General features: G+C 65.0%; 26 protein-coding genes and 2 pseudogenes. 8 read left to right on the plus strand and 20 right to left on the minus strand.

The annotated features are described in order from the left end of the window. Positions 1-33: 33 nt before the first annotated feature. Both CD04_RS21225 and CD04_RS0100640 read left to right on the plus strand, forming a co-directional pair. Positions 34-441 (plus strand): hypothetical protein, encoded by a 408-nt coding sequence (locus tag CD04_RS21225; protein ID WP_156030006.1) that lies wholly within the window; start codon positions 34-36, stop codon positions 439-441. A 29-nt stretch (positions 442-470) separates the two neighbouring features. Continuing rightward, positions 471-1,580 carry a dynamin family protein gene (locus CD04_RS0100640; RefSeq protein WP_031403900.1) on the plus strand — a complete coding sequence of 370 codons (1,110 nt, stop codon included), beginning with the start codon at positions 471-473 and terminating at the stop codon, positions 1,578-1,580. Here the strand turns inward: CD04_RS0100640 and CD04_RS0100645 are convergent. Continuing rightward, positions 1,509-2,387, minus strand: a pseudogene (locus CD04_RS0100645) (IS3 family transposase); the annotation flags it as partial. The gene CD04_RS0100640 and the pseudogene CD04_RS0100645 overlap by 72 nt on opposite strands. A gap of 62 nt (positions 2,388-2,449) precedes the next feature. Between CD04_RS0100645 and CD04_RS0100650 the strand changes: the two are divergent. Then, positions 2,450-2,770: a hypothetical protein gene (locus CD04_RS0100650; protein WP_031403902.1), complete on the plus strand. Its 321-nt coding sequence runs from the start codon at positions 2,450-2,452 to the stop codon at positions 2,768-2,770. A gap of 90 nt (positions 2,771-2,860) precedes the next feature. Here CD04_RS0100650 and hypE read toward each other — a convergent pair whose 3' ends face one another. The 18 genes from hypE to CD04_RS0100740 form a co-directional block, all read right to left on the minus strand. Further along, a complete protein-coding gene (hypE, locus tag CD04_RS0100655; RefSeq protein ID WP_031403903.1) occupies positions 2,861-3,928 on the minus strand; it encodes a hydrogenase expression/formation protein HypE in 1,068 nt (355 codons plus the stop codon). Continuing rightward, complete coding sequence (gene hypD, locus CD04_RS0100660) at positions 3,925-5,088, minus strand: hydrogenase formation protein HypD (RefSeq protein WP_038167367.1); 1,164 nt, start codon at positions 5,086-5,088, stop codon at positions 3,925-3,927. The genes hypE and hypD overlap by 4 nt, the downstream gene beginning before the upstream one ends. Continuing rightward, positions 5,075-5,770: an SIS domain-containing protein gene (locus CD04_RS0100665; RefSeq protein WP_031403905.1), complete on the minus strand. Its 696-nt coding sequence runs from the start codon at positions 5,768-5,770 to the stop codon at positions 5,075-5,077. The genes hypD and CD04_RS0100665 overlap by 14 nt, the downstream gene beginning before the upstream one ends. 1 nt (position 5,771) lies before the next feature. Further along, a complete protein-coding gene (locus CD04_RS0100670) occupies positions 5,772-6,053 on the minus strand; it encodes a HypC/HybG/HupF family hydrogenase formation chaperone (protein ID WP_031403906.1) in 282 nt (93 codons plus the stop codon). Between the two features lies 1 nt (position 6,054). Beyond that, complete coding sequence (gene hypF / locus CD04_RS0100675) at positions 6,055-8,418, minus strand: carbamoyltransferase HypF (protein ID WP_051848829.1); 2,364 nt, start codon at positions 8,416-8,418, stop codon at positions 6,055-6,057. A gap of 5 nt (positions 8,419-8,423) precedes the next feature. After that, complete coding sequence (locus tag CD04_RS0100680) at positions 8,424-9,863, minus strand: nickel-dependent hydrogenase large subunit (RefSeq protein WP_031403908.1); 1,440 nt, start codon at positions 9,861-9,863, stop codon at positions 8,424-8,426. A 39-nt stretch (positions 9,864-9,902) separates the two neighbouring features. After that, complete coding sequence (locus CD04_RS0100685) at positions 9,903-10,904, minus strand: HupU protein (RefSeq protein WP_031403909.1); 1,002 nt, start codon at positions 10,902-10,904, stop codon at positions 9,903-9,905. Then, complete coding sequence (locus CD04_RS0100690; protein ID WP_038167370.1) at positions 10,897-12,258, minus strand: ATP-binding protein; 1,362 nt, start codon at positions 12,256-12,258, stop codon at positions 10,897-10,899. The genes CD04_RS0100685 and CD04_RS0100690 overlap by 8 nt, the downstream gene beginning before the upstream one ends. After that, complete coding sequence (locus CD04_RS0100695; protein ID WP_031403911.1) at positions 12,251-13,726, minus strand: sigma-54 dependent transcriptional regulator; 1,476 nt, start codon at positions 13,724-13,726, stop codon at positions 12,251-12,253. The genes CD04_RS0100690 and CD04_RS0100695 overlap by 8 nt, the downstream gene beginning before the upstream one ends. A gap of 8 nt (positions 13,727-13,734) precedes the next feature. Then, positions 13,735-14,658 carry a hydrogenase nickel incorporation protein HypB gene (hypB, locus tag CD04_RS0100700; RefSeq protein WP_031403912.1) on the minus strand — a complete coding sequence of 308 codons (924 nt, stop codon included), beginning with the start codon at positions 14,656-14,658 and terminating at the stop codon, positions 13,735-13,737. Position 14,659: 1 nt separating this feature from the next. Then, a complete protein-coding gene (hypA, locus tag CD04_RS0100705) occupies positions 14,660-14,992 on the minus strand; it encodes a hydrogenase maturation nickel metallochaperone HypA (protein ID WP_038167371.1) in 333 nt (110 codons plus the stop codon). 1 nt (position 14,993) lies between these two features. Beyond that, positions 14,994-16,043, minus strand: a complete 1,050-nt coding sequence (locus tag CD04_RS0100710; RefSeq protein ID WP_031403914.1) for a nickel-dependent hydrogenase large subunit — start codon at positions 16,041-16,043, stop codon at positions 14,994-14,996. Positions 16,044-16,113: 70 nt separating this feature from the next. Then, positions 16,114-16,590, minus strand: coding sequence for a [NiFe]-hydrogenase assembly chaperone HybE (hybE, locus tag CD04_RS0100715; protein WP_031403915.1), 477 nt, complete (start codon positions 16,588-16,590; stop codon positions 16,114-16,116). Beyond that, a complete protein-coding gene (locus CD04_RS0100720) occupies positions 16,587-16,808 on the minus strand; it encodes a rubredoxin (protein ID WP_031403916.1) in 222 nt (73 codons plus the stop codon). The genes hybE and CD04_RS0100720 overlap by 4 nt, the downstream gene beginning before the upstream one ends. Further along, a complete protein-coding gene (locus CD04_RS0100725; RefSeq protein WP_031403917.1) occupies positions 16,805-17,668 on the minus strand; it encodes a hydrogenase expression/formation protein in 864 nt (287 codons plus the stop codon). The genes CD04_RS0100720 and CD04_RS0100725 overlap by 4 nt, the downstream gene beginning before the upstream one ends. Positions 17,669-17,678: 10 nt before the next feature. Continuing rightward, complete coding sequence (locus tag CD04_RS0100730) at positions 17,679-18,089, minus strand: hydrogenase-1 expression HyaE (RefSeq protein ID WP_031403918.1); 411 nt, start codon at positions 18,087-18,089, stop codon at positions 17,679-17,681. Positions 18,090-18,104: 15 nt separating this feature from the next. Beyond that, positions 18,105-18,428, minus strand: coding sequence for a HypC/HybG/HupF family hydrogenase formation chaperone (locus CD04_RS0100735; RefSeq protein WP_031403919.1), 324 nt, complete (start codon positions 18,426-18,428; stop codon positions 18,105-18,107). Between the two features lie 2 nt (positions 18,429-18,430). Then, positions 18,431-19,132 (minus strand): HyaD/HybD family hydrogenase maturation endopeptidase, encoded by a 702-nt coding sequence (locus CD04_RS0100740; RefSeq protein ID WP_031403920.1) that lies wholly within the window; start codon positions 19,130-19,132, stop codon positions 18,431-18,433. Between the two features lie 438 nt (positions 19,133-19,570). Between CD04_RS0100740 and CD04_RS0100745 the strand changes: the two genes are divergently transcribed. From CD04_RS0100745 to CD04_RS21230, 5 genes and pseudogenes are all read left to right on the plus strand, one after another. Next, positions 19,571-20,671 (plus strand): hydrogenase small subunit, encoded by a 1,101-nt coding sequence (locus tag CD04_RS0100745; RefSeq protein ID WP_031403921.1) that lies wholly within the window; start codon positions 19,571-19,573, stop codon positions 20,669-20,671. After that, on the plus strand, positions 20,668-22,485 hold the full coding sequence (locus CD04_RS0100750) for a nickel-dependent hydrogenase large subunit (protein WP_031403922.1): 1,818 nt from the start codon (positions 20,668-20,670) through the stop codon (positions 22,483-22,485). Before CD04_RS0100745 ends, CD04_RS0100750 begins: the two co-directional genes overlap by 4 nt. A gap of 57 nt (positions 22,486-22,542) precedes the next feature. Beyond that, complete coding sequence (gene cybH, locus CD04_RS0100755) at positions 22,543-23,262, plus strand: Ni/Fe-hydrogenase, b-type cytochrome subunit (protein WP_031403923.1); 720 nt, start codon at positions 22,543-22,545, stop codon at positions 23,260-23,262. Positions 23,263-23,332: 70 nt separating this feature from the next. Further along, positions 23,333-24,538, plus strand: a complete 1,206-nt coding sequence (locus CD04_RS0100760; RefSeq protein ID WP_081857737.1) for a HoxN/HupN/NixA family nickel/cobalt transporter — start codon at positions 23,333-23,335, stop codon at positions 24,536-24,538. Between the two features lie 105 nt (positions 24,539-24,643). Beyond that, positions 24,644-25,063 (plus strand): annotated as a pseudogene (locus CD04_RS21230) (IS1380 family transposase); the annotation flags it as partial. Positions 25,064-25,497: 434 nt separating this feature from the next. On the opposite strand, the gene CD04_RS0100775 reads toward CD04_RS21230, so the two are convergent. After that, positions 25,498-26,490 carry a site-specific integrase gene (locus tag CD04_RS0100775; protein WP_231480411.1) on the minus strand — a complete coding sequence of 331 codons (993 nt, stop codon included), beginning with the start codon at positions 26,488-26,490 and terminating at the stop codon, positions 25,498-25,500. Positions 26,491-26,889 lie beyond the last annotated feature (399 nt).

Genomic DNA, 26,889 nt, shown 5'->3' on the forward strand with positions numbered 1-26,889 from the left:
ACTCTATGCCGTCGCCATGGCGGTGGCGTGGACGTGGCCCGGTCAGTGGTGTTCCGCCGCCTGTACGACCGCTACGGCCTGAAGGTGCTCATTCCCCCGACACTAGCCGGCGCCTTGTTCGCACCGCTGGTGTCGTTGGTGTGCTACGGCAGTTTCGGGTTCGCCATGGTCGGCGCGCCATTGTGGGGCCTTGGCATGGGGGTGCATGAATCGGGGACCCAGGCAGCGCTGGCGCACCGGGTGTCGTCGCAGCGTCGTGCTTCAGCCTACCGGCTGTTCACCACCGGCAACGGCATCGCCTGGTTCGCCGGTAGCGTGGTCATCGGGGCGCTCTACCAGTGGCCCATCGCCACCATGGCGGCCTTCTGCCTGGCATGCCAGTTCGCTGCCTTGCCCCTGTTCACGAGGGTCGCCGGGCCCGGAGCGTCAGCCGCCCGGTGAGGCCGGCATGAGAACGAACGACCAGAGGCATGAACGACGCCCGTCGCACCGAGTTGCTTTCCGTCCTCCGGCAGATCGACGAGGTCCTGGCCGGGGTGTGCAGTCGCCTGGGCCCAGGAGCGAGAGACCGGCTGTTTCCACCCTGCAGCCCGGATGCGGCTCCGGTCCAGGAGCGGCTGGTGGCAGACCATGTCCGCGACCTGCGCGCAGTCGTGCGGGCGTCGCTCAAGCGCCTGAGTATCTCCGCCCCGCATGCCACGTTGGGTTCGCTGCGATCCGCACGAGTAGGGCTGATCGATGCGCAGCGTGCCCTGGACGGCCTCGATCCCTTCCGGTTTGCCGCTCGGGGCGAGGTTGCAGACGACGAGGCGCGGGAGCTTCGTGCCCTCGTTTCCGATCTAGCGGCGCGGCTCGACGCCATGGACGCCTACTTGGCGCAGGGCGGGAATGCAGTTCGGTCCGCGCGTTTGATGCGCGAGGGCCAGCTACTGGCCATGGGAGCCCTTTTCGCAGAGATCGAGCGCATCGTCGACACCTACGATCTCGTCGTGCTTCGTCGCCCTGTCGCGATGCTCGGAACACGGTTGGATGTTCCGATCCTGCAGGTCGCCGCATTTGGCCGCGTGAAGGCCGGGAAATCTGAGCTTCTCAACCGGATTCTTGGTCAGCCCGTGCTTCCGGTCGGTGTCACGCCCATCACGGCGGTTCCCGTGCGCATCGTCTACGGAGCCTCGCCCATTGGCCAAGCGGAGTTTGCCGATGCGCTCATAGAGAGCTTCGACCTCGGGCGTATCGCCGAGTTCGTGAGCGCCCAACAAAATCTAGGCAATGCGCGCCATGCGACGTGTCTGGAGATCCGCCTGCCGGTTGATCTGCTCAGCGGGGACATTGCCCTTGTCGATATCCCCGGCGTGGATCACCCGGAAACCCTTTCGGGTGGGGACACCATGGCCAGCATCGAACGCTGCGACATCGGTCTCGTGTGCAGAGTTGTCCACGGCGGCGGCGTCGCTTGCGACGAACGCAAGCCGCGGTGGACAACTCGGGGCGCACCGGGGACTTCCATCTTATGCGGCCTGTTTTTCGGTCGGCAGGTTGGCAAAGTAGTGCGCATCCGGCGTGGCATCCTGCAAGCGTGAATGCGCCCGGCTGCCGTTGTACCAAGTCATGTACTCGGCAATGTCGGCCCGCGCGGCGATCACGCTGCCGTAGGCCTTGAGATACACCCGCTCGTACTTCACGCTGCGCCAGAGTCGCTCCACGAAGACGTTGTCGCGCCAGGCCCCGCGCCCATCCATGCTGAGCTGGCAGCCACGCTCCAGCGCGGCGTCGGTGAACTCGGTGGCGGTGAACTGGCTGCCCTGATCGGTGTTGACGATCTCGGGCGTGCCCCAGCGGGCCAAGGCCTGCTCGATGACCTCCTTGGCATGGCAAGCCTCCAGCGTGATGGCCCCCTTGTGGGCCAAGACCCGGCGGCTGAACACATCCACCACGGCGGTGAGGTAGACGAAACCCCTTGCCATCGCAATGTAGGTCGTATCGAGCGCCCAGACCTGATTGGAGCGCGCAGTCGTCAGTCGGCGCAGCAGGTAGGGGTAGATCTTGTGGCCGGGCGCATTTTTGCTGGTGCCAGGCTGCGGGGCCAGGGCCGCGATGCCCATGCGCCGCATGAGTGTGCCGACGTGACGCCGGCCCACCTGCCACCCCTCTTGGGCCAACTGCCGACGCAGCATGCGCGCGCCCATGAAGGGATGCTCCAGATGCAGTTCGTCGATCTGGCGCATCAGGGCCAAGTCGGCTGGGCTCGTGGGCTGGGGTAGGACGTACACCGCACCGCGGCTCATGCCCAGCAGTTGGGCCTGACGCGTGATGCTGAGTTTGTGGTCTCGGTCGATCATCGTCTTGCGCTCAGCAATCCCGCCTTGGTGAGCGCTCCCTCTAAAAAATCTACAGGGACTCCCCCCGCAGTCAAGAGATGTGGATGGTTTTTCCTTGATGGCGATTTTTCTTGCCTCTGCATGAATTCAAGGCGCACCCGAACGAGGAACAGACTGCACATCTACAGACGGCCTTGTTGCACGACCAGCATGCGGACCCAGATACGAACCACGCAGCGGGGCTCCATTCGTTCTTCGGCTTCTTCAGCCAGGCCAACGTGATCGCCTGCGGCGATGCCGGGGTCGACCCGCTGCTGCGTAAGCAATGGGATGGACGCTCCCACCTTCCGCGGCATCGTTGTGCCAAAGTGGAGGTATCAACAACCACTCAACTGCCAGGAGCGTCCATCCCATTGCTTACGCAGAAGGTTCCCAATTCGCCAATCGGCTGACCACTGGGGTCTCCAAACTTCGTGACTGTGCTGCCCACCGAAGCCATGGTCAGAGCGCCCTCGAGACCCCGGGAGACTCAATTCTGCCGTTCAACAGATCCGCGGCAGCTGATCGCCGAAGAGCATGTCCACCCTGCGGTCGCCGCCGAAATGCGTGGCGAGCACGACGGTACCTTTCGGCGCCTCGCGCACGGTGCCGATGGCACGGCTGTCGCGTCCGGCGGGATGGGCGCGCATCGCGGCTAACACCGCCTCGGCATGCTCGGGTGCGACGATGGCGACGATCTTGCCTTCGTTGGCGAGATACAACGGGTCCAGCCCGAGGATCTCGCATACTCCACGCACAGCTTCGCGAATGGGCAGGGCGTCTTCTTCCAAACGGATAGCGCAGCGACTTGCTTGGGCGAACTCGCTGAGCACGGTCGCCACGCCGCCGCGGGTGGCGTCCCGCATGCAGTGGATGTCCGGGCAAGCGGTGAGCATGGCGGCGATCAACCCGCCCAGGGGCTGGCAATCCGACTCCACACCGCTCTCCAGAGCCAGCTCGCCCCGGGCATCGACGATGGCCGCGCCGTGGTCGCCGATGTGGCCGTTGATCAGTACCACGTCGCCGGGTCGGGCACGGTCGGCGCGGATGTCTATGCCGTGGGGAATGATGCCGATGCCTGCCGTGTTGATGAACAGCTTGTCCGCGCCGCCGCGTGGCACCACCTTGGTGTCGCCCGTGACGATGCGCACTCCCGCCGCCACCGCTGTAGCCTGCATGGAGGCCACCACCCGGCGCAGCTCGGCGATGGGCAGCCCCTCCTCGAGGATCATGCCGCAGGTGAGGTAGAGCGGGCGCGCGCCGCTCACGGCCAGGTCGTTGACGGTGCCGGCCACGGCGAGCTTGCCGATGTCGCCGCCGGGGAAGAACAGCGGGGTGACAACGTAGGAGTCGGTGGTCATCGCCAGCCGGTTGCCGTGCGCGGTAAGTTCGGCAAGGTCGATGCGCGCCTGGTCTTCGAGGGTGGCGAGCATCGGGTTGTCGAAGGTGCGCACGAACAGGTCGTCGATCAGGTCGCGCATGGCCTTGCCGCCGCTGCCGTGTGACAGGGTGATTTGATCGTCGACGACTTTGCCACTGCGCCGGCGCGGGAAGGAGTCTGGAGCGTTCATTCGGCAGTGTCTAAGTGGGCGGCCAGGCGCGCGTCGGGCTGCACCCGGCGGGGCTGGTGGCCATAGTTGTAATAGGCGGCGCAAGCGCCTTCGGACGACACCATCAGCGCGCCCAGTGGCGTTTCGGGTGAGCAGGGGGCGCCGTAGACCTTACACTCCCAGGGACGGATGGTGCCCTTGAGCACCTCGCCGCACTGGCAGGACTTTGGATCGGCGATGCGCAGGTTGGGCACCGCGAACTTGTGCTCGGCATCGAAGGCGGCGTACTTGCTGCGCATGCGCACGCCGGAATGGTCGATCGATCCAAGGCCGCGCCATTCGAAGAACGCGCGCAGTTCGAACACGTCGCTGATGGCCTGCAGCCCCGGCGGATTGCCGCCGGCGGGCACCACGCGGGCGTACTGGTTCTCCACCGCGCAGCGGCCCTCGGCCATCTGGCGGATCAGAATCCACAGCGACTGCAAAATGTCCAGTGGCTCGAAGCCAGTGATCACGATGGGGCGGTGATAGTCCCGCGCGACAAACGCAAACGGCGCCTCGCCCACCACCATGCAGACATGGCCGGGTGCCAGAAAGCCGTCGATCTGCATGTCGGGCGAATCGAGGATGGCCTTGATGGTCGGGACCGTGGTGATGTGGTTGCAGAACAGTGAGAAATTACGGAGACCTTCGCGCTCGGCCTGCTGCACGGTGAGCGCGGTGCTGGGCATGGTGGTCTCGAAACCCAGAGCGAAGAACACCACCTCGCGGTCCGGGTTGCGGCGGGCGAGGTCCAGCGCGTCCAACGGGGAATACACCATGCGCACGTCGGCGCCGTCGGCCTTGGCCTGCAGCAGGCTCTTCTGCGAGCCGGGTACGCGCATGGCGTCGCCAAAGGTGGTGAAGATCACCTCCGGGCGCTGGGCGATGGCGATGCAGTCGTCGACCCTGCCCATCGGCAGCACGCACACCGGGCAGCCCGGGCCGTGGATCATCTCGATGTGCTCGGGCAGCATCTGCTCAAGGCCGTAGCGGAAGATGGTGTGGGTGTGTCCGCCGCAGAATTCCATGATCTGCAGCGGGCGGCTGTGCGCGGCGGGAATGCGCTCGAGCAGCACGCCGATCTGGTGTACCAGGGCGCGCGCCTTTTGCGGGTCGCGGAATTCGTCAACGTACTGCATGGTCGGTGTCCTTGATTGCGCCGCGCTGGTCGGCCAGCAGGGTGTGGGTCAGATCCCAGAGGATGTGATAGAGCGAGACGTGCACTTCCTGCACGCGGTGGATGGAGTCGGTGTCGACGACCAGGCAGTGGTCGAGCAGGCCGCTGCGGCGCATCGCGCCGCCGTCGCCGCCGGCGAAGCCGATGGTGCGCAGCCCCATGTCGCGCGCCTTGGCGAAGGCCTGCATCAGGTTGTCGGAGTTGCCGCTGGTGGAAAGCCCCACCAGGCCGTCACCGGAGCGCGCATGCGCTTCGAGCTGGCGGGCGAACACGTGGCGCACGCCGATGTCGTTGCATACTGCGGAGAACATGGCCATGTCCATCACCAGATTCATCGCCGGCAGCGCCGGGCGTCCCGCCGTGACGGGATGCTGGAACTCCACGCAAAAGTGTGCGGCGTCGCAGCTGGAGCCGCCGTTGCCCATGGCGAACATCTGCCCGCCGCCGGCATAGACGGCGGCCAGGGCGCGGGCGCAGGCCACCACCTCCTCGGCATGGTCGCGGTAGAAGCGTTCCTTGGCGGCCATGCTGTCCGCACTCTTGCGCCGCACCGATTCGAGCAGCGCCGCGTGTTCCTGCGTGGCGTCCTTGGGATGGCCGTGGAGGAAGGGGTAGAGGCCTTCGAGCGCAGAGGGCGTGTCCATCTCAGGCTCCCGAGGTCTGGCGCATGGCGTCGAGCTCGGCCTCCATCTCGCCGAGCTCGGCGAGCAGATCCAGAGTCTTGCGGGCTTCGTCGGCGTCGATGCGGCTCATCGCGAAGCCCACGTGCACCAGCACCCAGTCGTCCACGCACGACGCGGGCGGGTGGTCGGCGTCGACCACGCAGGCGATGTTGACCTGGCGCCGCACGCCGGAGACTTCCACTGTCGCCAGGCAGGCGTTGGCGTCGACGATGTCGACGATGCGGCCGGGAATTCCAAGACACATATCAGTTGCTCCAATTCGGTTGAAGAGCGCGGGCGGCGGCGATCACCGCCTGCCCCAGAGCAAGGCCGCCATCGTTGGCCGGCACGCGCCGGTGCATCCACACCGGGAGATCGATGTTGACCAATTGGTCCTGTAGAAGTTGACTGAACAGCGCATTCTGGAATACCCCGCCCGATAGTGCGACAGCGGCAAAGGCACTGCTGCCTGCAACGCTGGCGATGGCCTGCGCCCAAGCCGCGGCTAGGCCGTTCAGGAAGCGGCGGGCCACAGTGCCCGGCGCGGCGTGACGCTGCAGATCTGCCAGCAGCTCGGGCCACAGCGGTGCCGGGTCCAGGCGCAGCAGGCCGTCGACTTCGGTCAGCGCGAAGGCATAGGCGCCGGCATCCGTGCTCGAGGTCGCCAGGGATTCGAGCGCCATCGCGGCCTGGCCTTCGAAGGTCTGTACCTCCGCATGCAAGCCGAGTGCGGCGGCCACCGCATCGAACAGCCGGCCGGTGGAGGAGGCCAGCGGCGCGTGGGTGCCGGTGGAAACCATGCGGGCCAGAGTGTCGAGTGGTTTGCCGTGCAGATGCCGCATTGCGGGCAGGTCGGCGTGGCGGGCGAGCAATTCGGACGCAGCGGGAAGAGCCAGGAGTTGCGCGGCAAGGTTGCGCCAGGGCTGGCGGCTGGCGGCGTCGCCGCCGGGCAAGGCGGCTGGTCGCAGGCTGGCGAGACGGGTGCTGGTAGTGTAGTCCACGCGCAGCAGCTCGCCGCCCCAAAGCATGCCGTGGTCGCCCAGGCCCAGACCGTCGAGGGCCAGGCCCAATATGGGCGGACCATCCAGTGCATGGCCATGGTCGGCCATGCAGGCGGCGATATGGGCGTGGTGGTGCTGCACCTCGGCGAGGCGCAGGCCATCGCGCGCAGCCAGTCCGCGGCCGCGGCGGGTGGCGTGGTAGCCGGGGTGCAGATCCACCGCGACGATGGCGGGCTGGTGGTCGAACAGCCGGGACAGGCGATCCAGCCCGCATGCCGCATCGGCTGTCGCGCTGGCGTCGCCGAGGTCGCCGAAGTGCTGGGACAGGATGGCGCGGCCAACGCCCAGCAGGCAGGCGGTGTTCTTCAGTTCCGCGCCGAACGCGGTGATGGCCGGTGCGTCGCCGAAGCCTTCGGGAAGCGGCAACGCGCCGGGGGCATAGCCGCGGCTACGTCGCAGCGGTTGCAACGTACCGCCGATGCGGCGCAACACCGAGTCGTCGAGGCGGTTGAGGATGGGGCGGTCGTGCAGCAGGAAGGCGTCAGCGATGTCGTCGAGACGGTCGAGGGCCTCGGCGTTGTCGATGCACGGCGGCTTGCCCGAGGCATTGCCGGAGGTGAAGACCAGCGGAGTGTCGAAGCTGGCGAGAAGCAGGTGATGCAGCGGGCTCATCGGCAGCATAAAGCCGAGCAGCCGGGTATCGGGGGCGATGGTCTCGGGCAACGCGAGCGAGCTCGTAGCCTCGAGCAGCACGACTGGCGCTGCAGGGCCTAACAGGGCGTGTTCGTCATCGGGCGTGATCGCGGCGTAGCGGCGCACCATGTCCAGATCGCGAGCCATCAGCGCCAGAGGCTTGTGCGGGCGGTGCTTACGAACACGCAGCGCGTCCACCGCGCCGGCATTCGTGGCATCGACCACCAGATGGAAGCTGCCGACGCCCTTGACCGCGAGGATGCGTCCAGCGCGTAGCAGATCGACGGCCGTCGCAATTGGGTCGCCCGCGACGCGCTCGCCACCCTGCTCCAGCCAGAGGGTCGGGCCGCAGTCTGGGCAGGCAATAGGCTGAGCATGGAAGCGCCGGTCGGCTGGGTCGGCATACTCGGCGGCGCAGCGCGGACACATGGCGAATCCGGCCATGGCGGTGTTGGCGCGGTCGTAGGGCACAGCGCGCACGATGGACAGGCGCGGCCCGCAGTGGGTGCAGTTGGCGAACACATGGTGCCAGCGGCGGTCGGCTGGACTGTTCACCTCAGCCAAGCAGTCTGGGCAGGTAGCGGCGTCCGGAGCGACGTCGGTCGTGGCACGGCCGCCCTCGCTGGCGGCGATGGTGAAGTCCTCAGGCGGCATGCCGGCGGGCAGCGGCGTGACCTCGATGGCTTCGATGCGTGCCAGCGGTGGGCAGTCCGCACGCAGCCGAGCCGGTAGCGCGGCGAGCGCGCCCGGTGCGCCCCAGGCGGCGATGTGCACGCCGTCCGCGTCGTTATGCACGCTCCCGGCGAGGCCGAGCGCCCGGGCCACCCGCCACACCATGGGCCGGAATCCCACGCCCTGCACGACGCCGCGTACCCGCAGCAGCCGGCCCTGGACGGCAGTCGGCGCGGTGTCGACGCGGAATTCTGCGGCGCCCATGGCGGTCAATGCACGGTGCAAACCATGCACGGATCAAATGAACGCACGACGTGCTGCACGGCAGCGCTGTCGGCGCCGTCCGCCCCAACGGGCGTACCCACCAGCGCCTGTTCCAGCGCACCGGGAGTGCCTGCGGTGTCGCGCGGCGAAAAGTTCCAGGTGGTCGGGGCGATGATCTGGTAGTTCAGGATGCGCCCCTTGCGGATGCGCAGCCAGTGGCCGAGGCTGCCGCGGGCGGCTTCCACCAAGCCGGTGCCGTCCGCCTCGTCTGGCATCTCGGCGGCGTTGCAGAACGGTGCGCCAGGCTGGAGCGTCGCGACCCACTGTTCCATCGCGGGTACCACGCGGGCGAGTTCGAGCAGGCGGGCGACCACCCGGGCCTGCACGTTGCTGCCCTTGAACGCGAGATCGCGGGCGAGCGGGTTGCCGTCGACCATCTGGCGGGCGAGGGCGCCGGTTTCCATCACGGCACCGTCCAGCCGCGGTGCCTTGCACCAGGTGTAGGCATCCGGGTTGTCGAGGCTGGTGAGGGTGCAGCCGTGGAGCGGATGCATCGGCCCTGTCTGACCATGTAGCCAGGCGTGGGAGATGTCCTCGGTGATGGCATTGGTGTCAAGCGGCTTGGACGCGCCGTCCCAGGTGCCCCGCGCGAGCAAGTGACTGCCCTGCAGGGCATAGGCGCCGTAGCTTAGGAAGCGGCCGCCGCCGCGGCCGAGCTGGTCGAGGCGGAGCGCGTCCGACAGTCGCAGGAAATGGGCGAAGTCGCCTTGCGGATGGGCCCGCGCCCAAGTGTGCAGCGTGGCGGCGGAATCGAGTGCGGACACCTGCTCCAGCCGGTCGGCGAACAGGGTGGTTTCGAGAAAGCGGCGGAACAGCGCGACGATGGTGCGCAGCTGCGCCTTTTCCTGCGGTTCGATGGCGCGGGTGGTGCCGCCTGGTTGCAGCGCCAGGCTGTGCGGCCACTTGCCGGCGAGGATGCCTGTGAGATGCAGGAAGGCGGCGCGCGCGGGCAGCATGTCGCGCGAGGCGGTGCCGGTCTGCGCCTTGAAGCGCGCGGTGGTGGCCGGAAAGTCCGGACGATCGGCGTATTCAGCGCGGGCGAAGTCCGGCATGAAGAACAGGTAGAAGTGGGTGAGGTGGTCGCAGAGGTTCTCGCAGGCCAGCACCAGGTTGGCGGCCAGCGCACCGTTGTCGGCCTCTGTCACGCCCATCGCGGCCCGCAGCGCGGCGGCGGCGGCCATCGACTGCGACACCGAGCAGATGCCGCAGATGCGCGGGGTATAGACCAGGGCGTCGCGCGGATCCTTGCCGTGCAGGATCTGCTCGAAGCCGCGGTACAGCGGCGAGTTGACCCAGGCGGCGGATACCGCGCCGTCGGCGATCTCCACCTGCACCTCGAGGTCGCCCTCGACGCGGTTGAACGGGCCGAAGATGCGTCGGGTCACGCGCGCGATTCCTCAGTGGTGTTGGCGATCATGCGCATGTCACTTGCTCCGCTTGACCGAGGGGCGCACCTTGATGTGGTCGGCCACCGCGTTCTTGCGTAGGCGGTCGGGTGTGGCGGCCTTGGAGAGCGAGGCCAGCGCGACGAACCAGGCCTTGGGCATGTCGCTGGGTAGGCCGACCGGGATGCCGCCGATCTTGCGCGTTTCGGTGAAGGGGCGGCCCGGCTCCTCGAAGCGCGGCGCGGTGCAGTTGATGCAGGCATAGCCGCCCTTGAGGCAGGAGCCGCCGCCATTCCAGGGCCGCAGGTTGCAGTCCGCCCGCGCCTGGGTTCCGAGGCAGCCCATGTGTTCCATCATACAGCCCTGGTCGGAGGGCTTTTCGGCGCTGGCCTTGAACTCGTAGAACTCGTTGCGCGCGCAGCCGTGATGCACCAGATGGTCGGTATAGCTGCGCGGGCGGGCGAGTTCGTCCAGGGTGTCGTCGCCGAGTTCGCCCAGGGCGAGCTGGGCGAGCGTGTCGGTCACCCAACCGGGATGCACCGGGCAGCCGGCGACGTTGACCACCGGCAGGCCGCCGGGTGAGATCCATTGCGCGGGCAGCAGCGCGCCGTGACGGGTGCTGTCGTATTGCAGGCCGGTGGCCTCGGCGGTATTGCTGCCCGCGGCGGTGATGCCGCCGAAGGCCGCGCAGCTGCCGACAGCCACGGTGTAGCGCGCCCTCTCGGTGAGTTCGGCCAGCCAGTCGCGCAGCGGACGGCCGGTGCCGGCCAGCATGTGGAAGCGACCAGTGCCGCCGGGGCCATGCATCACCGAGCCTTCGAGGCAGAGGATGTCCAGCCGCCGCGTGCCATCGATGATGGCCCGCAGAAGGGCGACGACCTCGCCGTTGCTGGCCTCGCTCAGCGAGGGATGCCAGAGCAGGTCGATACCCGCGAGGTCGAGTGCGGTGTAGAGGTCCGGCCCTTCCGCATTGAGCAGCGACATGCTGCAGCCGCCGCAGCCACCGGATTGCAACCACAGCAGACTCAGACGTTCAGCCATGCTGGGCCTCCATCGGGATGTCAAGAGTGAACTCGGCGCCGCCATCGGGGTGATTGCGCACGCTGAGCGCGCCGGCGCACTGGTCGGTGGCTAGGCCGTAGCTGATGTACAGACCCAGACCGGTTCCCTTGCCGACGGCCTTTGTGGTGAAAAACGGGTCGAACACCCGCAACAGGTTGTCCTCGGCGATGCCGGGCCCGTGGTCGCGTACCTGCACCTGGGCGAAGTCGCCGGCGGCGGCCACGCGGAGATCGAGCCGCGGCTGCCCCCGTCCCTCCATGGCGTCGTAGGCGTTCTGGATCAGGTTGATGAGGATCTGTTGCACATAGCCTTCGCCGCCGTGCACCGGCAGTTCAGCGGGCATGTCGAGGTGGATCTGCGGGGTCTGCCGAACGGCCTTGCTCACCCAGGTGAGGCTGGACTCGACCAGGCGGCAGAGATCGAAGGTGCGGCGCTTCTGCCGCTGCGGCGTGACGAAGCGGCGCAGGTTCTGCACGATGTCGCTGACACGCTCGGCGCCTTCGAGCGAGCCGTCGATCAGCGGTCCGAGATTCTTCAGGATGCGGTCGATGCGGTTCTGGACGCGCGCCTTTTCCAGCACGTCAGGGGTGGCGCCCCGCTGCACCAGCTCCAGGTAGTCGCGCAGGTGTCCACCGTAGCGCTTGAGGGTGTGCATATTGCCGAATACGAAGCTGATGGGGTTGTTCAGCTCGTGTGCCACGCCCGCCACCAGGCGGCCGAGCGAGGCCATCTTCTCCGACTGCAGCAACTGCTGCTGCGTGGTCTTGAGTTGGCGATGGGTGTCTTGAAGGTCCCGGTAGGCGCGGCGGAGTTCGCCCAGCGGGCGGCCGGTAATGACCATGCCTGAAAGCGTACCCTCGCTGTCATAGCGTGGGCTGCAGTTCACGGCCAGTGGAACCGCCTCGCCGCCGGCCGCAAGGATTTCGATCTCGCAATCGAGGATGTCGCCGGTGCGGATGTGGTCGGGGAAGTTGGCGATCATCAAGCCTGCCGAGGTGCTGAACAGCGCAGACAGGTTGGTCCCGACCAGCTCGGCCTCGCTGCGGCCGAGCAGATTGACCATTGCCTTGTTCGCGCGCTGGATGCGGCCCTGCACGTCGGCGACGACGAGCACGTCGGACATGGACGACAGCACGCTGTCGATGAAACGTTGCACCTCTTCCAGCGCGGCGTTCTTTTCTTCGAGGTCCACCTGGTAGCGCACCAGGTCGGCGTAGATCTCGTCCATGCGGTGGATCACTTCGATCCACGCTTCCTCGCTCAGTCCCATCTGGGCGGGCTGCGACGTGGGTACGCCGGACTCGCGCAGGGCCTTGCGACGCAGCTCAGCCATGGTCGGCCCACTCCTCGATCTGCTCGATCTTCTCCAGTCCGTAACGTTCGAGCTTGCTGCGTAGGCCAACGCGCGACAGCCCCAGCTCCTGCGCCGCGCGAGTCTTGTTCCAGCGATGGCGGATGAGGGTTTCCTTCACGATGCGCGCCTCCAGAGACTCCATCCGCTCCTTGAGTGAGCCGTCGATGCCGGCGAGCAGTTCGAGCGCCTCGGCCGCCTCCTCGGTGGTGCCGCGCAGGATATGCGGGGAGATCAGCTCGGCGCCGAGCTGGTCGGTGGGTGCCAGCACGAGCATCCGCTTGATCTCGTTCTGCAGCTCGCGCACATTGCCTGGCCAGTCGTAGGCCTGCAGGCAGGCCAGCGCTTCGTGCGTGATGCCGCGCACCGTCTTTCCAAGTGTGCGCATGGCCTCCTGCAGCAGCGACTGCGCCAGCACCGGGATGTCGGTGCGGCGCTCGCGCAGCGGCGGAATGGCGATGCTGAAGGTTGCCAGCCGGAAGAACAGATCCTGCCGGAAGCGGCCCGACCGCACCTCCTCCTTGAGGTCGCGGTGCGTGGCGGCCAGCAACCGTACGTCGACCGTGCGGCGGGTGTTGCTGCCCAGCGGGCGGATCTCGCCCTCCTGCAGCACTCGCAGCAACTTGACCTGGAAGGCGGGGGAAATGTCGCCCACTTCGTCAAGGAAGATCGTACCGCCGTTGGCACGCTCGAACAAGCCGATGCGATCTTCCACCGCGCCGGTGAAGGCGCCGCGTTTGTGACCGAACAGTTCGCTTTCCAACAGGTCGTCTGGCAGGGCGCCGCAGTTCTCGGCGACGAACGGCTTGTCGCCGCGCAGGCTGTTGTAGTGCAGGGCACGGGCGAACAACTCCTTGCCGGTGCCGGATTCGCCGCACACCAGCACGTTGACGTCGTAGGTGGAGACGGTGCGCACCGTGTCGCACACCGCGTTGAGCAGGCTGTCGGGCGCGCGGATGATGCCCTGGTCCCAGTCGAAACGGGCCTGCAGCACGCGGCGCTTTTCCTGCAGGCTGTTGCTCAGGGTGGCAGGCTTGAGCTTCAGCTCGATGGAGAGTTGTTCGTTTTCGCGCTGCAGGCGGAACAGGTCCACCGCGTTGTGCAGTTTGAGAAGCAGGTCCGGGGGTGTCCACGGCTTGCTGATGAACTGGTAGATGCCAGCTTCGTTGATCGCCTCGATGATGTCTTCCGAATCGGTGTAGCCGGAGAGGATCATGCGGATCACCTCGGGCCACTGCTGACGTACCCGGGAGAGGAACTCCACCCCGGTGGTCTCGGGCATGCGCTGGTCGCACAGGATGACCTGCACCCACTCCTTTTCCAGCAGCGCTCCCGCCGCTGCGGCGCTGGTTGCGCTGAGCACGTCGAAATCGTCCTCGAGCACGCGCGTGAGTGCCTCGACCGAGCGCACTTCGTCGTCGACGACCAGGATGGTGGGCTTGGCGGCCATGGGTCGGTTCAGGCGGTGGGGGCGTCGGCACGCAGAGGCAGCGGGCGGCCGATCAGGCGGGTGCGGCGCGACAGGCGCAGCCATTCGTACCATGCGTCCAGCCCCTCGCCGCTGTGCGCCGAGACCAGCAGGATCTGCAGATCAGGGTTGACGCGCAGTGCGGCGTCGATGCAGCGATCAACGTCGAAATCCAGGTGGGGGAGGAGGTCGATCTTGTTGATCAGCATGACGTCCGCAGCGTGGAACATGTCTGGGTATTTCAGCGGCTTGTCCTCGCCCTCGGTCACCGAGAGAATGGCCACCTTGTGCGCCTCGCCGAGATCGAAGGCCGCTGGACAGACCAGGTTGCCCACATTCTCGATGAACAGCACGCCTCCCTGCTGCGGGTCGAGTTGGGTGATGGCGTGGCCGACCATGTGGGCGTCCAGGTGGCAGCCCTTGCCGGTGTTGACCTGCACGCTGCGCACGCCGGTGGCGCGGATGCGGTCGGCGTCGAGCGAGGTTTCCTGGTCGCCTTCGATTACCGCCAGATCAAATTCGCCGCGCAGGGCGGTGAGGGTACGGGTAAGCAAGGCGGTCTTGCCCGATCCGGGGCTGGAGACGAGGTTCAGCGCCAGGATGCCGCGCTGCCGGAAAAGCAGCCGGTTGTCGTGAGCATAGCCGTGGTTCTTGCTCAGGATGTTCTGTTCGATCTGCACCATGCGCGACTGGCTCAACCCCGGCGCATGCGCACGCGCCGGGCCGTTGCCGTAGTGGTGGTTGGCACCGCCCGCCACCGCTTCCACCGCATGGGTGAGGTCGTGCGCATGATCGTGTTCGTGCGCATGGTCATGGCCATGGTCGTGCGAGTGATGATGCGCGGCATCGGTGCCGGCCAGCGCGTGGCCATCGACGCGGGCCTCGTCCTCGGAACAACCGCAAACGGTACACATATCAGTCGACCTCCAGTTCCTTGATGCACATGTCGTCGCCTCCTTCTACCACCACTTGGTGGCCGCCGCAGAGCGGACAGGGGTCGAAGCGTTGGGGGATGTCCACCCGCGTGGCGCAGGGGATGCACCAGGCCTGCGCGGGTGTGGTGTGAATCTCGAGCTCGGCGCCCTGCGCCACGCCGTGCGCGGCAACCACGTCGAAGCAGAAGCGCAGTGCGTCCGCGTCCACCGACGACAGGGCACCGATGTCGAGAATCACGCGCCGCACCCGCTTGAATTGCTGGACGCTGGCCTGCTCTTCGATGATCTGCACGATGCTTTCGCACAGCGACATTTCATGCATGGGCGGGCTCCGGCGCGGCTTGCGGTGTGGTGAACTGCAGGGTGGCCAGCACGCAAGGGTCGATGGTCTGGACCACCAGTCGCGCCTGTTTCTGCACGGTTTCCAGCGTACCGGGCCCGATGCTTGCAAGCAACTGCGCGGCCAAGCCCTGCGGATGGGAATTCCATTCGGTGGGGGCCAGGATACGGTAATGCGCGATGCGCTGGTGAGCGTCGAGTTCGGCATGGTGGATCAGGCGTCCGCGTGCACTGTCCACCCAGCCCAGGCCCGCCGCTGCGGGCGGGGGCGGGGCGGTATCGTCGCCCTGCCTGAGGGTGACGAGCACGGTGCAAAGATCCACCAGTCGTGCGGCCAAGCGCCCGAGCAGGCCATGGAGGGCTGCGGCAGTCACCAGCGGGTGGTCGCGGTGCCGGGCGGCCGGGCCGGTTTCTAGGCAGGCGCCGGCGTGGGTGGGCTGGCTGACGAACTCCAAGGTGTCGTCGGCAACGAGCGCAGTGCAGAGGCTGTCGGGCGGCAGCGATTCGAGCGTCGGCAGTTCAATGGCGGGCAGGGCGGTCGCGCAGCCGTACAGGGCGTCGAGCCAGCGCGGCGCCGCTGCCTCGACTGTCGACCGCGCCCAGCGGCGCATTGCGTCGATCGCGTCGAACGCCAGGAACTCGGCAGGCGGCAGCCCCATGGTGTGGTATCCCACCCAGTCGACCAGGGCGTCAAGGGCAGCCGGGTCTGCCGTGGCGGCATCGGTGCGGCAGACGATCTGTCGGAGGTCGTCGGGATTGGGTGGGGCGCCGCACAGCACGGGCCAGTCGCGGTGGATCTGCAGCAGGTGCTCGCGCACGGTCTCGAACTGCACGCGGCAGTGCAGGGCGCGGCGCTGGGCTGCATTCATCGGCGGCAGCGAATCTCGCAGAGCATCACGCGCGGCGGCGAGCTGGGCATGGCCGCACAGGCTGAACAGCAGGGGCAGAAGCTGCACGGCCTGGGCGGCGGTGCGCCCTTCGAGCAAGCGCATGGCCTGCACCGGACGCTGGTTATTGATGTGCACGACCCGTCCACCCGGGGCGGCGTCCCGAGGTGGATGTGTAGGTGTTGCTGAGCAGCGTGCATGGCGGGGCTCAGCGTTCGGAGCGGCCGAACAGGAAGCTGCGCCGGGAGGCGATGCCTGCGGGCTCGTCGTCGGTGTCGGTGTCGAACATCAGCGCGAGCGCGTCGCGTGCGGCGGCCACGGCTTGTTCCTGGTTGGTGAATGCGTCCATCGGCGAGAAGAGCGAGCCACTGAGGTGGTGTCCGACTTGCGGCAGATGGGCTGCGAGCAGGCCGTAGCTGCCGGTGGGTAGATCCATCGCCCGCGTAGTGCCCACCTGGGCGGGTGGCAATTCCCGCCCACCGGGCAGCGACTGGGCAAACACGTTCATGCACCAGGGGGTGACGATCACGCCGACGCACAACCCGTCCCATTCACGCAGGCCGACGGCCTCGACCCGCAGTGCGGGGTTGACGATGGGCAGGCCCAGCATGTGCGTGTTCTGGACGTGGCGGTATGCCTCCTCCAGCGAACGGCCGATGGGACCGATGTGAGCATTGGTGCTCATGTCTCGTCCCGTACCACCATGAAGTGCATGGCCTCGCCGTCGCATTCGGGGCAGCGCCAGTGCTGCGGCAGTTGGCTGAACGGGGTGCCCGGTGCAATTTGCCATACCGGGTCGCCCACGGCGGGGTCGTATACGTACCAGCAGATGCGGCACTCCAGCCGCGCGTGGTTGCGCAAGCGAGAGGCGTCGCCCATGTAGGAACCTTCGAAAGTGTTCATTGGAACAGGGTGAGGATTTCGCGCAGGCGATCGGCAGTGTCTGCGAAGTCTTCTGGCGCCGCTAGTGCGACTTCCGGCACGTCGACGATCTCGATGGTGTTGAGGATCAGCGCGTCCTGCGAGTTGAAGTATTTGACCCACCACACGTTGGGCAGACGAGTTGCGCCGATGCGGCAGTTGCCGTACCCGCGCGAGAGAATGGTGGCCGGCCCCACGCCTAGCTCGGTGCCGAGGTGGATGAGGTCTTCGCGGGTCAGCGGCAGCAGGGTGAGATTGATGACGTGTGAGGGATCGCCGTGCGAGTAGTTGGCCATCTTGTCCGCGATCTCGCTCAGCAGCGCCGGCGCGTTTTGCACGCCAGAGATGGGCGCGGCGTTGGGATCGAGCCGGCTCTCAGACAGCGCGGCAGAGTTGCTGGAGCGCACGGACTGAGGTATGTCGGCGATTTCGATATGGTCGGTCAGCACGTTCTGCACCGCATCGACTCGGCGAATGCGCCACACGCCGGTGAGTACGGCTTCCTGAGCCAGGATGGCACCGCCGGGCTGGTCGATGGTGACGCTGACCTCGCCTGCGCCGAGGATTTGGTTGATGCAGGCAAGGTCATCCGCGTCGAGACTTGAGAGATCATGAGCGATGGCATCTTCTTCGCCTGGCGCGTAGGCGCGGGCGGTGACGAGCAAGTCCTCTAGAAGGTCGCGCACGCGGTGGCGATGGTGCAGATCTTCGGGCTCGGGCAGGGAGATGGAGTCGTGTGTGTACATCTCCTTGGGCATGGCCATGTATTCGAGGGTGTCATCTTCTACAGGTTGGCTGCCGGGACCGACGGCGACGATTGGAATGTCGATGGACTTTGGCATGGTCGTGTGTTCAGGCGGGGATGATGGGAATGCGCGGGGCAGGTGGCCGCACCGGGCCCGCGTCGAGAAAGCCCTGGATCTGCTCCAGGTAGTCAGCCCAGTCCTGGATCTTGGAGATGGTGCCGAGGTACTGGTCCTTGCGGAGAAAAACAAGTGAAGGCCACAGTTCGAAGCCGTACATTGCCTGCAGGGTGCGCTCGTCTTCCCGTGCGACGACGGCCGGCGTAATGCGGCCATGGAAATGCCTGACCAACTCGGGCAGCACCACGGCAACGTCGTTGGCCTCGGGGGTATTGGCGGGATCCGCGGTGAAGAACAGCACGGTGTTGTCGGCTGCGCGCAGCACGGCGTCGACTGTCTTCGTGGTCACGCGCGGATAGCCGAGTTCTTCGGTCAGACGGTCGATCAGCGAGGTTGACATTGGGGGTGGTTCCTTTCAGCGGTCAGGAGGGGCGGCTGCGCCGCGCAGGTGATCAGGTAGTTGGGGCTCGCGCCCCACCAGGTCGGCGAAGAGGCGGTCGACGTCGGGGGCCTCACCGCGCATCACGGCATCAAGCGCGGCGAGGGCATCCTGGATGCGCAGGGCCTCCTCGGGTTCGAGCAAGCCGCGCGCATGGCCGAGGAAGACCAGTACCCAGGTTCCCGAAGGTTGTGGGCCGACAAGGGACATGTCGACCGCTTCCTGTGCGTCGCCTGGGCCGGCACACAGGGAGAAGAACTCGTGCATCTCGACGATGCACATGGGGCGGCCGATGCACATGATCAGAGGGGGCGACGGCTGTCAACGTTGACGCTCAGGCGCGGCCAGGCGTCGTGCTGGTGTTTAGGATCGAAGCGAATGTCCGGGTCTGCCAGCACACGTGGATCCCCGGTGCGCAGAGCGGTCTTGGCGTCAGGCCGGCCTGCCTCGTAGCGGGTCTGGTCGAGCGCCTGCGGGCTTAATTGCTCGGACTGGGCCAGCGGTTCGGCGCGGTACCTGGCCTCCACGCCCAGCCGTGCCAGCCAGCGCAGGCCTGCGGTGATGGCCGGCTCGATCTGCGCCTTGACCAACTCGGTGAGACTTCCGCCGAAGTCCTCCAGCGTATGGGGCTGCACGCCGACCAACGCGAGCTGGCGCCGCTTGCCGCCGAGCAGCTCAGCCGTCATCAGAACCTCCTGGAATCCGGTCTGGTGCAGACTCATCTTCTTCGCGCCCATGAAGCGGGGCACGTCTTCGCCGATCACGCAGTGCAGCGAGCCGGGCTCCAAGCCGTAGTCGACCGCGTCGAACACCAGCAGTATGTCCGCGTCCTGAACATGGTGGACGAGGTAGATCCCCTGTGTGCCGCCGTCCATCAGGCGCACGTTGTCGTCGAAGTGATGGGTGCGATGCAGTGCCTCCACGGCACGCACTCCGAATCCTTCATCGGCCCAAAGCAGGTTGCCGATGCCCAGGATGAGCACCGACGGTTGATTGTCCAGCATGGCGTTGTCTCCTTGCATCTGGTTGCTCCGCGGTCAGGGGTGGAAACCGGCCTGCCGGGATGCGCTTTCCATCGAAGTGAGCAAATGCAATGCCAGCCCCGCTGGTCGCGCTAAGTGCCTGATTGCATTCAGATCTGACGCTGGCTTTCCAATGCGGCCTGGAATAACTGCAAAACAGGTTTCCACATAAGCGAATGAAATGGAATAAAGGTATGCACTGAAATGGCGGTGGTCGCCAGAGTGGCAGGAGCGGTTAGCTGGCTTCCAGTGCCGCATCGACGCCGGCTATGCGGCGACCTGGGGTAAACCATGAAATCCACGGTTCTGCACAGCTAATTCTTTGATTTTTCTAGGGGTAATGCACTGGCACACGAATTGCATTCGACTGGCAGCACAAAGGGCTTCCGGTGGAGCCGCAAAACTAGGAGGAGGCAGGCCATGTCGGTTACGGAAACGTTCTACGAAGTCATGCGGCGCCAGGGCATTTCACGTCGCAGTTTTCTCAAGTACTGCAGCCTGACGGCGGCGGCGCTGGGCCTGGGCCCGCAATACGCGAGTGAAATCGCCTACGCGATGGAGAACAAACCTCGCCTGCCGGTGCTCTGGCTTCATGGGCTGGAATGCACCTGTTGCTCGGAGTCGTTCATCCGCTCGGGTCACCCGTTGGCCAAGGACGTGATTCTGTCCATGATTTCGCTGGACTATGACGACACCCTGATGGCCGCTGCCGGCCATCAGGCGGAGGCCATCGTCGAGGAGGTTGTCACCAAGTACAAAGGCAACTACATCCTTGCCGTGGAAGGCAATCCGCCGCTGAACGAGGACGGCATGTACTGCATCATCGCCGGCCAACCCTTCGTGGAGAAGCTGCGCTACGCGGCGAGCAACGCTAAGGCCATCATCTCCTGGGGCTCATGCGCCTCTTGGGGCTGCGTGCAGGCGGCCAAGCCAAACCCGACGCGGGCGACGCCGGTGCACAAGGTCATCACTGACAAGCCGCTCATCAAGGTGCCGGGGTGCCCGCCGATCGCCGAGGTGATGACCGCAGTGATTACCTACATGCTCACGTTCGACCGCATGCCCGAGCTCGACCGCCAGGGTCGGCCGAAGATGTTCTACAGCCAGCGCATTCACGACAAGTGCTACCGCCGGCCGCATTTCGATGCCGGCCAGTTCGTCGAGGCCTTCGACGACGAGGGCGCGCGCCGCGGCTACTGCCTCTACAAGATGGGCTGCAAGGGACCGACCACCTACAACGCCTGCTCGACCACGCGCTGGAACGACGGCGTGTCCTTTCCCATCCAGTCCGGCCATGGTTGCATCGGCTGTTCGGAGGACGGGTTCTGGGACAAGGGCTCCTGGTACGCCCACCTTACCGACATCAAGCCCTTCGGCGTCGAAGCCAATGCCGATGAAATCGGAGCGGCTGCCGCCGGTGTGGTGGGCGGAGCCGTGGCGGTGCACGCCGTGGTCAGCGCAGTCAAACGTTTGCGCAGCAGCAAGCAGAGCGAGACGGAACACAAGGGAGATAACGAATGAGCACGGTGACCACCCCCAACGGCTACACGCTGGACACCTCGGGTCGGCGCGTGGTGGTCGATCCGGTCACCCGGATCGAGGGCCACATGCGCTGTGAGGTCAATGTCGACCAGGACAACATGATCCGCAACGCGGTGTCCACCGGCACCATGTGGCGGGGCCTGGAAGTGATCGTCAAGGGTCGTGACCCGCGCGACGTCTGGGCCTTCGTGGAGCGCATTTGCGGCGTCTGCACCGGCTGCCACGCGCTGGCGTCTGTGCGTGCGGTCGAAGACGCGCTAAATATTAAGATTCCAAAGAACGCCTATCTCATTCGCGAAATGATGGCCAAGACCCTGCAGGTCCACGACCACGTGGTGCACTTCTATCACCTGCACGCGCTGGACTGGGTAAACCCTTTGAACGCCCTCAAGGCCGATCCGAAGGCAACGTCGGTGCTGCAGCAGACGGTGTCGCCGAACCATCCGCAATCCAGCCCCGGCTACTTCCGTGATATCCAGTCGCGCATCAAGAAGTTCGTGGACTCGGGCCAGCTTGGGCCGTTCAAGAATGGCTACTGGAGCAACCCGGCCTACAAGCTGTCGCCCGAGGCCGACCTGATGGGTGTCACGCATTACCTCGAAGCGCTGGACATGCAGCGCGAGTTCGTGAAGGTGCACACCATCTTCGGCGGCAAAAACCCACACCCCAATTACCTGGTGGGCGGCGTGCCCTGCGCCATCAATATGGACGGCGACCTCGCCGCAGGCGCTCCACTGAATATGGAGCGCCTTGAGTTCGTGCGCAGCCGCATCCATGAGATGGTGGAATTCTGCAGGAACGTCTACGTGCCCGACGTGATTGCTATCGCCAGCTTCTACAAGGATTGGCTGTACGGCGGTGGGCTGGGCGCCAAGAGCGTGATGGACTACGGAGACTACGCCAAGGTGCAATACGACAAGTCAACCAACCAGATGCCTGGCGGCGTCATCCTCAACGGCAATTGGGATGAGGTGTTCGAGGTCGATCCGCGCGATCCGGCCCAGGTCCAGGAGTTCGTGACCCACTCCTGGTACACCTACCCGGGGCAGGAGAACAAGGGACTCCACCCCTGGGACGGCATAACCGATCCGAAATTCGAGCTCGGCCCCAACACCAAAGGTACCAAGACCAATATCCAGGAGATCGACGAGTCGGCCAAATACTCATGGATCAAGGCGCCACGCTGGAAAGGTCATGCGGTGGAGGTTGGGCCGCTATCTCGCTACACGCTGGCATACGCCAAGAAGTTCCCGCATCAACGCGAACAGGTGGACCGCGGCGTGGCGTTCTTCAACCAACTTGCCGGCACGAATTTGGATGCAAAGGCCGTTTTGCAGACCACGATCGGCCGCACCTTGGCGCGCGCCCTGGAGGCCGAGTATTGCGCCGACATGATGGTGGATGACTGGAACGACCTCATCGCCAACATCAAGGCGGGCGACACGGCGACCGCCAACATGGAGAAGTGGGACCCGAGCACCTGGCCCAAGGAGGCCAAGGGCGTTGCGACAGTGTCTGCCCCGCGTGGCGCGCTGGGTCACTGGGTGCGCATCAAAGATGGTCGCATCGAGAACTACCAGGCCGTGGTGCCAACCACCTGGAACGGATCGCCGCGCGATCCAGCCGGGAACATTGGCGCTTTCGAGGCTAGCCTGATGAATACCAAGATGGAGCGCCCGGACGAGCCAGTCGAGATCTTGCGCACCCTGCACAGCTTCGACCCCTGCCTGGCCTGCTCCACTCATGTGATGAGCGAGGACGGAAGTGAACTCACCCGGGTGAAGGTGCGCTGACAGCGTGGCCTGCGCCTTTGGCCGGGCCACGCGCCATTGACCAATCAGGAGACAAACATGAGCGCGCAGTCCACGCATCAAACCCATGCCGAGCCGGCGGTGTATGTTTACGAGGCACCGATCCGATTATGGCACTGGATCCAGTTCTTTGCCATCGCGACGTTGTGCGTGACAGGGTTTTTTATCGGCCATCCGTTGCCCAGTCAGCCGGGCCAGGCCTACGACCACTTCCTGATGGGCTACATCCGTTTCGCCCACTTCACGGCAGCGTACATCTTCATCATTGGCTTTTTATTTCGCATCTACTGGGCCTTCGCGGGCAATTTGCATGCCCGCGAAATCTTTCTGCCGCCCTTCTTTCGAGGCGAGTACTGGCGCGGTGTTTGGCATGAGATTAAGTGGTACCTGTTTCTCGCCCGCGAGCCGAACAAGTATTCAGGTCACAACCCGCTCGCCATTCTGGCGATGCACGTCATGTTTGTGTGGGGATCGATCTTCATCATCCTCACTGGGCTCGCCCTATTCGGCGAGGGAACGCTGGAAGGTTCATGGCAATACGATTGGTTTTCGTCATGGATCACCCCGATCTTCGGACAGCCCCAGGCTGTGCGCACCGCGCACCATTTAGCGATGTGGTACCTGATCACGTTCATCCTCGTGCACATCTACGTGGCTATTCGCGAGGACATCATGTCGCGCCAGTCCATCGTCAGTTCCATGATCAGCGGCTGGCGGACCTTCAAGGACACCCGCCGTGTCAAGGGTGACGAGTTCTGAGTAAACTCCTCGGGGCGGTGCTCATGTCGGCCGCGTCCTGCCATCTAACCGACATTCTGGGATTGATCGCTTGAACTGCGATGCAACAGCCGTGCTGACGCCCCGCCCACGTGCGCGCGGGCTGGGCGCCTTGAGGTTTGATCGAGATGAGTGGGCGCAGCTCGCCGGCTACTACGGCTTTATCGTCGTGCTGCACCTTGCCGGATGGGGGCTCTACCTTTATTACGCCGAGCGTTACCCTGCGATGATCGGTCTGGGGCTGACGGCCTACCTCTTCGGGCTACGCCACGCCTTCGACGCCGACCACATCGCCGCTGTCGACGACACCGTGCGGCTGCTCGTGCAGGAGGGCAGCAAGCCCCTCGGCGTCGGTTTTTTCTTTTCTCTGGGCCATTCCACGGTGGTCTTCCTGCTGACGGTGTTCGCCGCGTTCATGGTGAGTGCTGTGAAGACCCATATGCCGGAGATGCAGCACATTGGCGGTATCCTGGGTACGGGCGTGTCCGGCATCTTTCTGGTGATCATCGGGGCGCTTAACCTGTTGATCCTGCTCGATCTGCTCAAGGTATGGAACGGAGCTCGACGCGGGGTGCACGACCATCATCATGTGAATACCTTGCTGGCCAAGCGCGGCCTGTTCTACCGGCTGTTCGGCGGACGGTTGCAGCGGGTCATCAAGCAAAGCTGGCAGATGTATCCGGTGGGGTTCCTGTTCGGCCTTGGGTTCGATACGGCGTCCGAGATTGGCCTGCTGGCCATGACCGCAGGCGCTGCCACGGGCAACCTACCGGTTCCGGCCGTGCTGTCGCTACCCATTCTGTTCACCGCGGGGATGTCCGCCATGGACACCACAGACGGCGTTCTGATGACCAAGGCCTACGGCTGGGCGCTGGCCAACCCGCTACGTCGGATCTTCTACAACATCAGCACCACCTTGCTGTCGGTGCTGGTCGCCCTCGTCCTGGGTGGCGTTGAGTTGCTGCAGGTGATCATCCCCGCCATCGGCTGGCAGGGCAGGGTAGCCGATGCTATCGTGAACCTGAACCTCGGTGATCTGGGCTATCTGATCGTCGGTCTGTTTTTGGTCGCGTGGCTGTCGTCGCTGGTCGCGTGGGCGCTGGGCTACAAGCGTCGAGCGACCCAGGCGGTTGCTGAGCCGACGCTGCACCGCCACGAGCATGCCCACGACGACGGGACCAGCCACGAGCACTTTCACTGTTCGCGCCGGCCGCAGACTGAGCCAGCCTACCGACAAATCGGTGAGCCATACCAATGATTGCGGAACGCGCATGAAGCTTCGGTATCGTCTTGCGGTAAGCGGCTCAGCGAGAGACGTCGTTAGTCCGCCGAGATTTGGCTCATTCACCGTCGGCGGCAACACCCCGAGATCATCTTGGAGGGCTGGACGACAAGCTTGCCCAAGGCCATCAGCGCCGAGGCGATCATCGACCTGTACGCCGGGCACGCCACGCACGAGCAGTTCCATGCGGAATTCAAAACCGACATGGATCTGGAGCGACTGCCCTCGGGGAAGTTCGACACGAACGATCTTGTCTGCCAGCTTGCGGCCCTGACGATGAACGTGCTGCGCCTCATGGGTCAGCAAGGGCTGCTGGGGCCGCATGCACCGGTGCGCCATGCGGCCAGGCGACGGCGTCTGAAGACTGTGATCCAGGAGATTGTCATCCGCGCAGCACGCGTGATCAACCATGGCGGGCGGCTGTGGTTGGGACTGGGCGCCAACGACAATGCAGCCCGTGCCTTTTGCGATCTGCATGCGCAGTTCGCCGCCAGCGGCTGAAGACGCAGCACGCGCTTGTTCAACCCCACTGGACACCAACATCAAGGACTCGGCGGGAGAATGGCTGCGCGCAACCCATCCGAAATGACCGATCAAGGGGGCCCATCGTCTGCGCACGGCCCCAAAAGCATCATCGCCACGGTGATCGACCCATGAATCTGTGGGCAATCGGGAAAATTGGCACGCCACGATCAGATCTCAGGTCAGTGGATTATCCAAGGTCACGGATTCAGGAATGTTATCTGCCCACTCTATTACGATCGCCGTCTACTCGACCTGTTCCAGCATCGGCAAATCTGGCCGGAGCCCTTCAGGATGCGAGATTTGACATCCAACTCGCCCTCACCCTGATTGACCGACAGAACCAACATGCAGTTCCAACACGCCATTTCAGATGCCCGTACCTCGCTTGAGATCGTCGTTTGAGTGCTTGCTTACCCTAGCTTCTGCGCCAACTTCTCCGCCTCGATGTGGGTGTAGCGCTTGAGCATGGCGAGTGACTTGTGGCCGGTCATCGAAGCCACTTCCATGACGCCAAGGCCTTTCTCGAACAAGCGCGACGTGGCTTCGTGGCGCAGATCGTGGAAGTGCAACTCGGCCAGGAATGCCTGATCGGGCTTCTTGGCAGACTTGGCGCAGTCGGCTTGATACGCAGCCAGGGCGCGGGCCTTGCAGCGCTGCCAGAGCTTTTCAAAGCTACCGTTTTCCTTGTTTGGCTTCCACGAGAACACTTTGCAATCGATCCTGCGTGGCAGGTTTTGCAGGGCTTCTACGGCAGCGCTGGACAGAGCCACGGTGCGGCTCTCGCCATTCTTGGTGTCCATCAAGTGCGCCGTGCGCCGCTGCAGATCGATCCGTTCCCATTCCAAGCCGAGCAATTCGCCCATGCGCATGCTGGTCTCTACTGCCAGCACGATGACTTGGCGAAGGCCAAGCGCCCGCCCTTGATCTGCGCCCTTGAGCAAGTAATCGAGTTCACCTGGCCGCAAGCGCCGATCCCGTGCCTTTGGCTCGGCGGGCTTGCGAACCGTGCGCACTGGGTTGCCGGCAGGGAGCGGGATCGACAGCTCGCGCTCGGCGAATGCGAAGAGAGTGGATAGGGCGACCAGATGATGCTTTGCGGACTTCGGGGCATAGCCCTCGGCGATCAGATGATCGCGCCATGCTGCAACATCGATGCTGCGGATGTTGCCCAGGAAAAATGCTCCGAAGCGCGTCTCGATGTTGCGCAGCAGGGTTGGCCTGGCCGCATCGCGCAGCGTGGGCAGCACCGATACCCGGTAGCGTTGGCACAGCTCCGCTACAGTCACACGCTGCGCCTGATCGTTCAGCGCCGCGATGTTGCCGCGCTGCGCTTCGCGCTCGACCTCACGTGCCCATGCTTCGGCGTCAGCCTTGAGGTCAAAAGTCCGACTGAGCGATGGCATGCCCCGCCTGCGGATTTGTGCTCTCCACCCGTTTTTGCGTTGTTCGATATGCGCCATGCATTCCCCCTGGATTCCCCCAAATAGCCTTGTCAAAAACTTGGAAACCTTGCAATCATTGGCTTGCAAGCCTAATGCAATTCTGGCTACGAACCAAGGGGTCGTGGGTTCGAATCCTGCCGGGCGCACCAGTCTTGCTAAGAAAAGCAACATGTTTTAAAGAAAAGCCCACACATTAACGTGGGCTTTTTCGCCTGTGTGGGCATTCCATGCCCGCGCGTGAATGGGGTCGCGGGACCTCGGTGAGCCTTTTGCGCGATCGCTTCCCGCACGGGATGGGCGATGATTCTGCGTCCAGATGATCACCCCCGCCAACCACCAAAGCGGGTGGCATTTCCCTTG

Source organism: Thiomonas sp. FB-Cd (genome assembly GCF_000733775.1).
GTDB lineage: Bacteria > Pseudomonadota > Gammaproteobacteria > Burkholderiales > Burkholderiaceae_C > Thiomonas_A.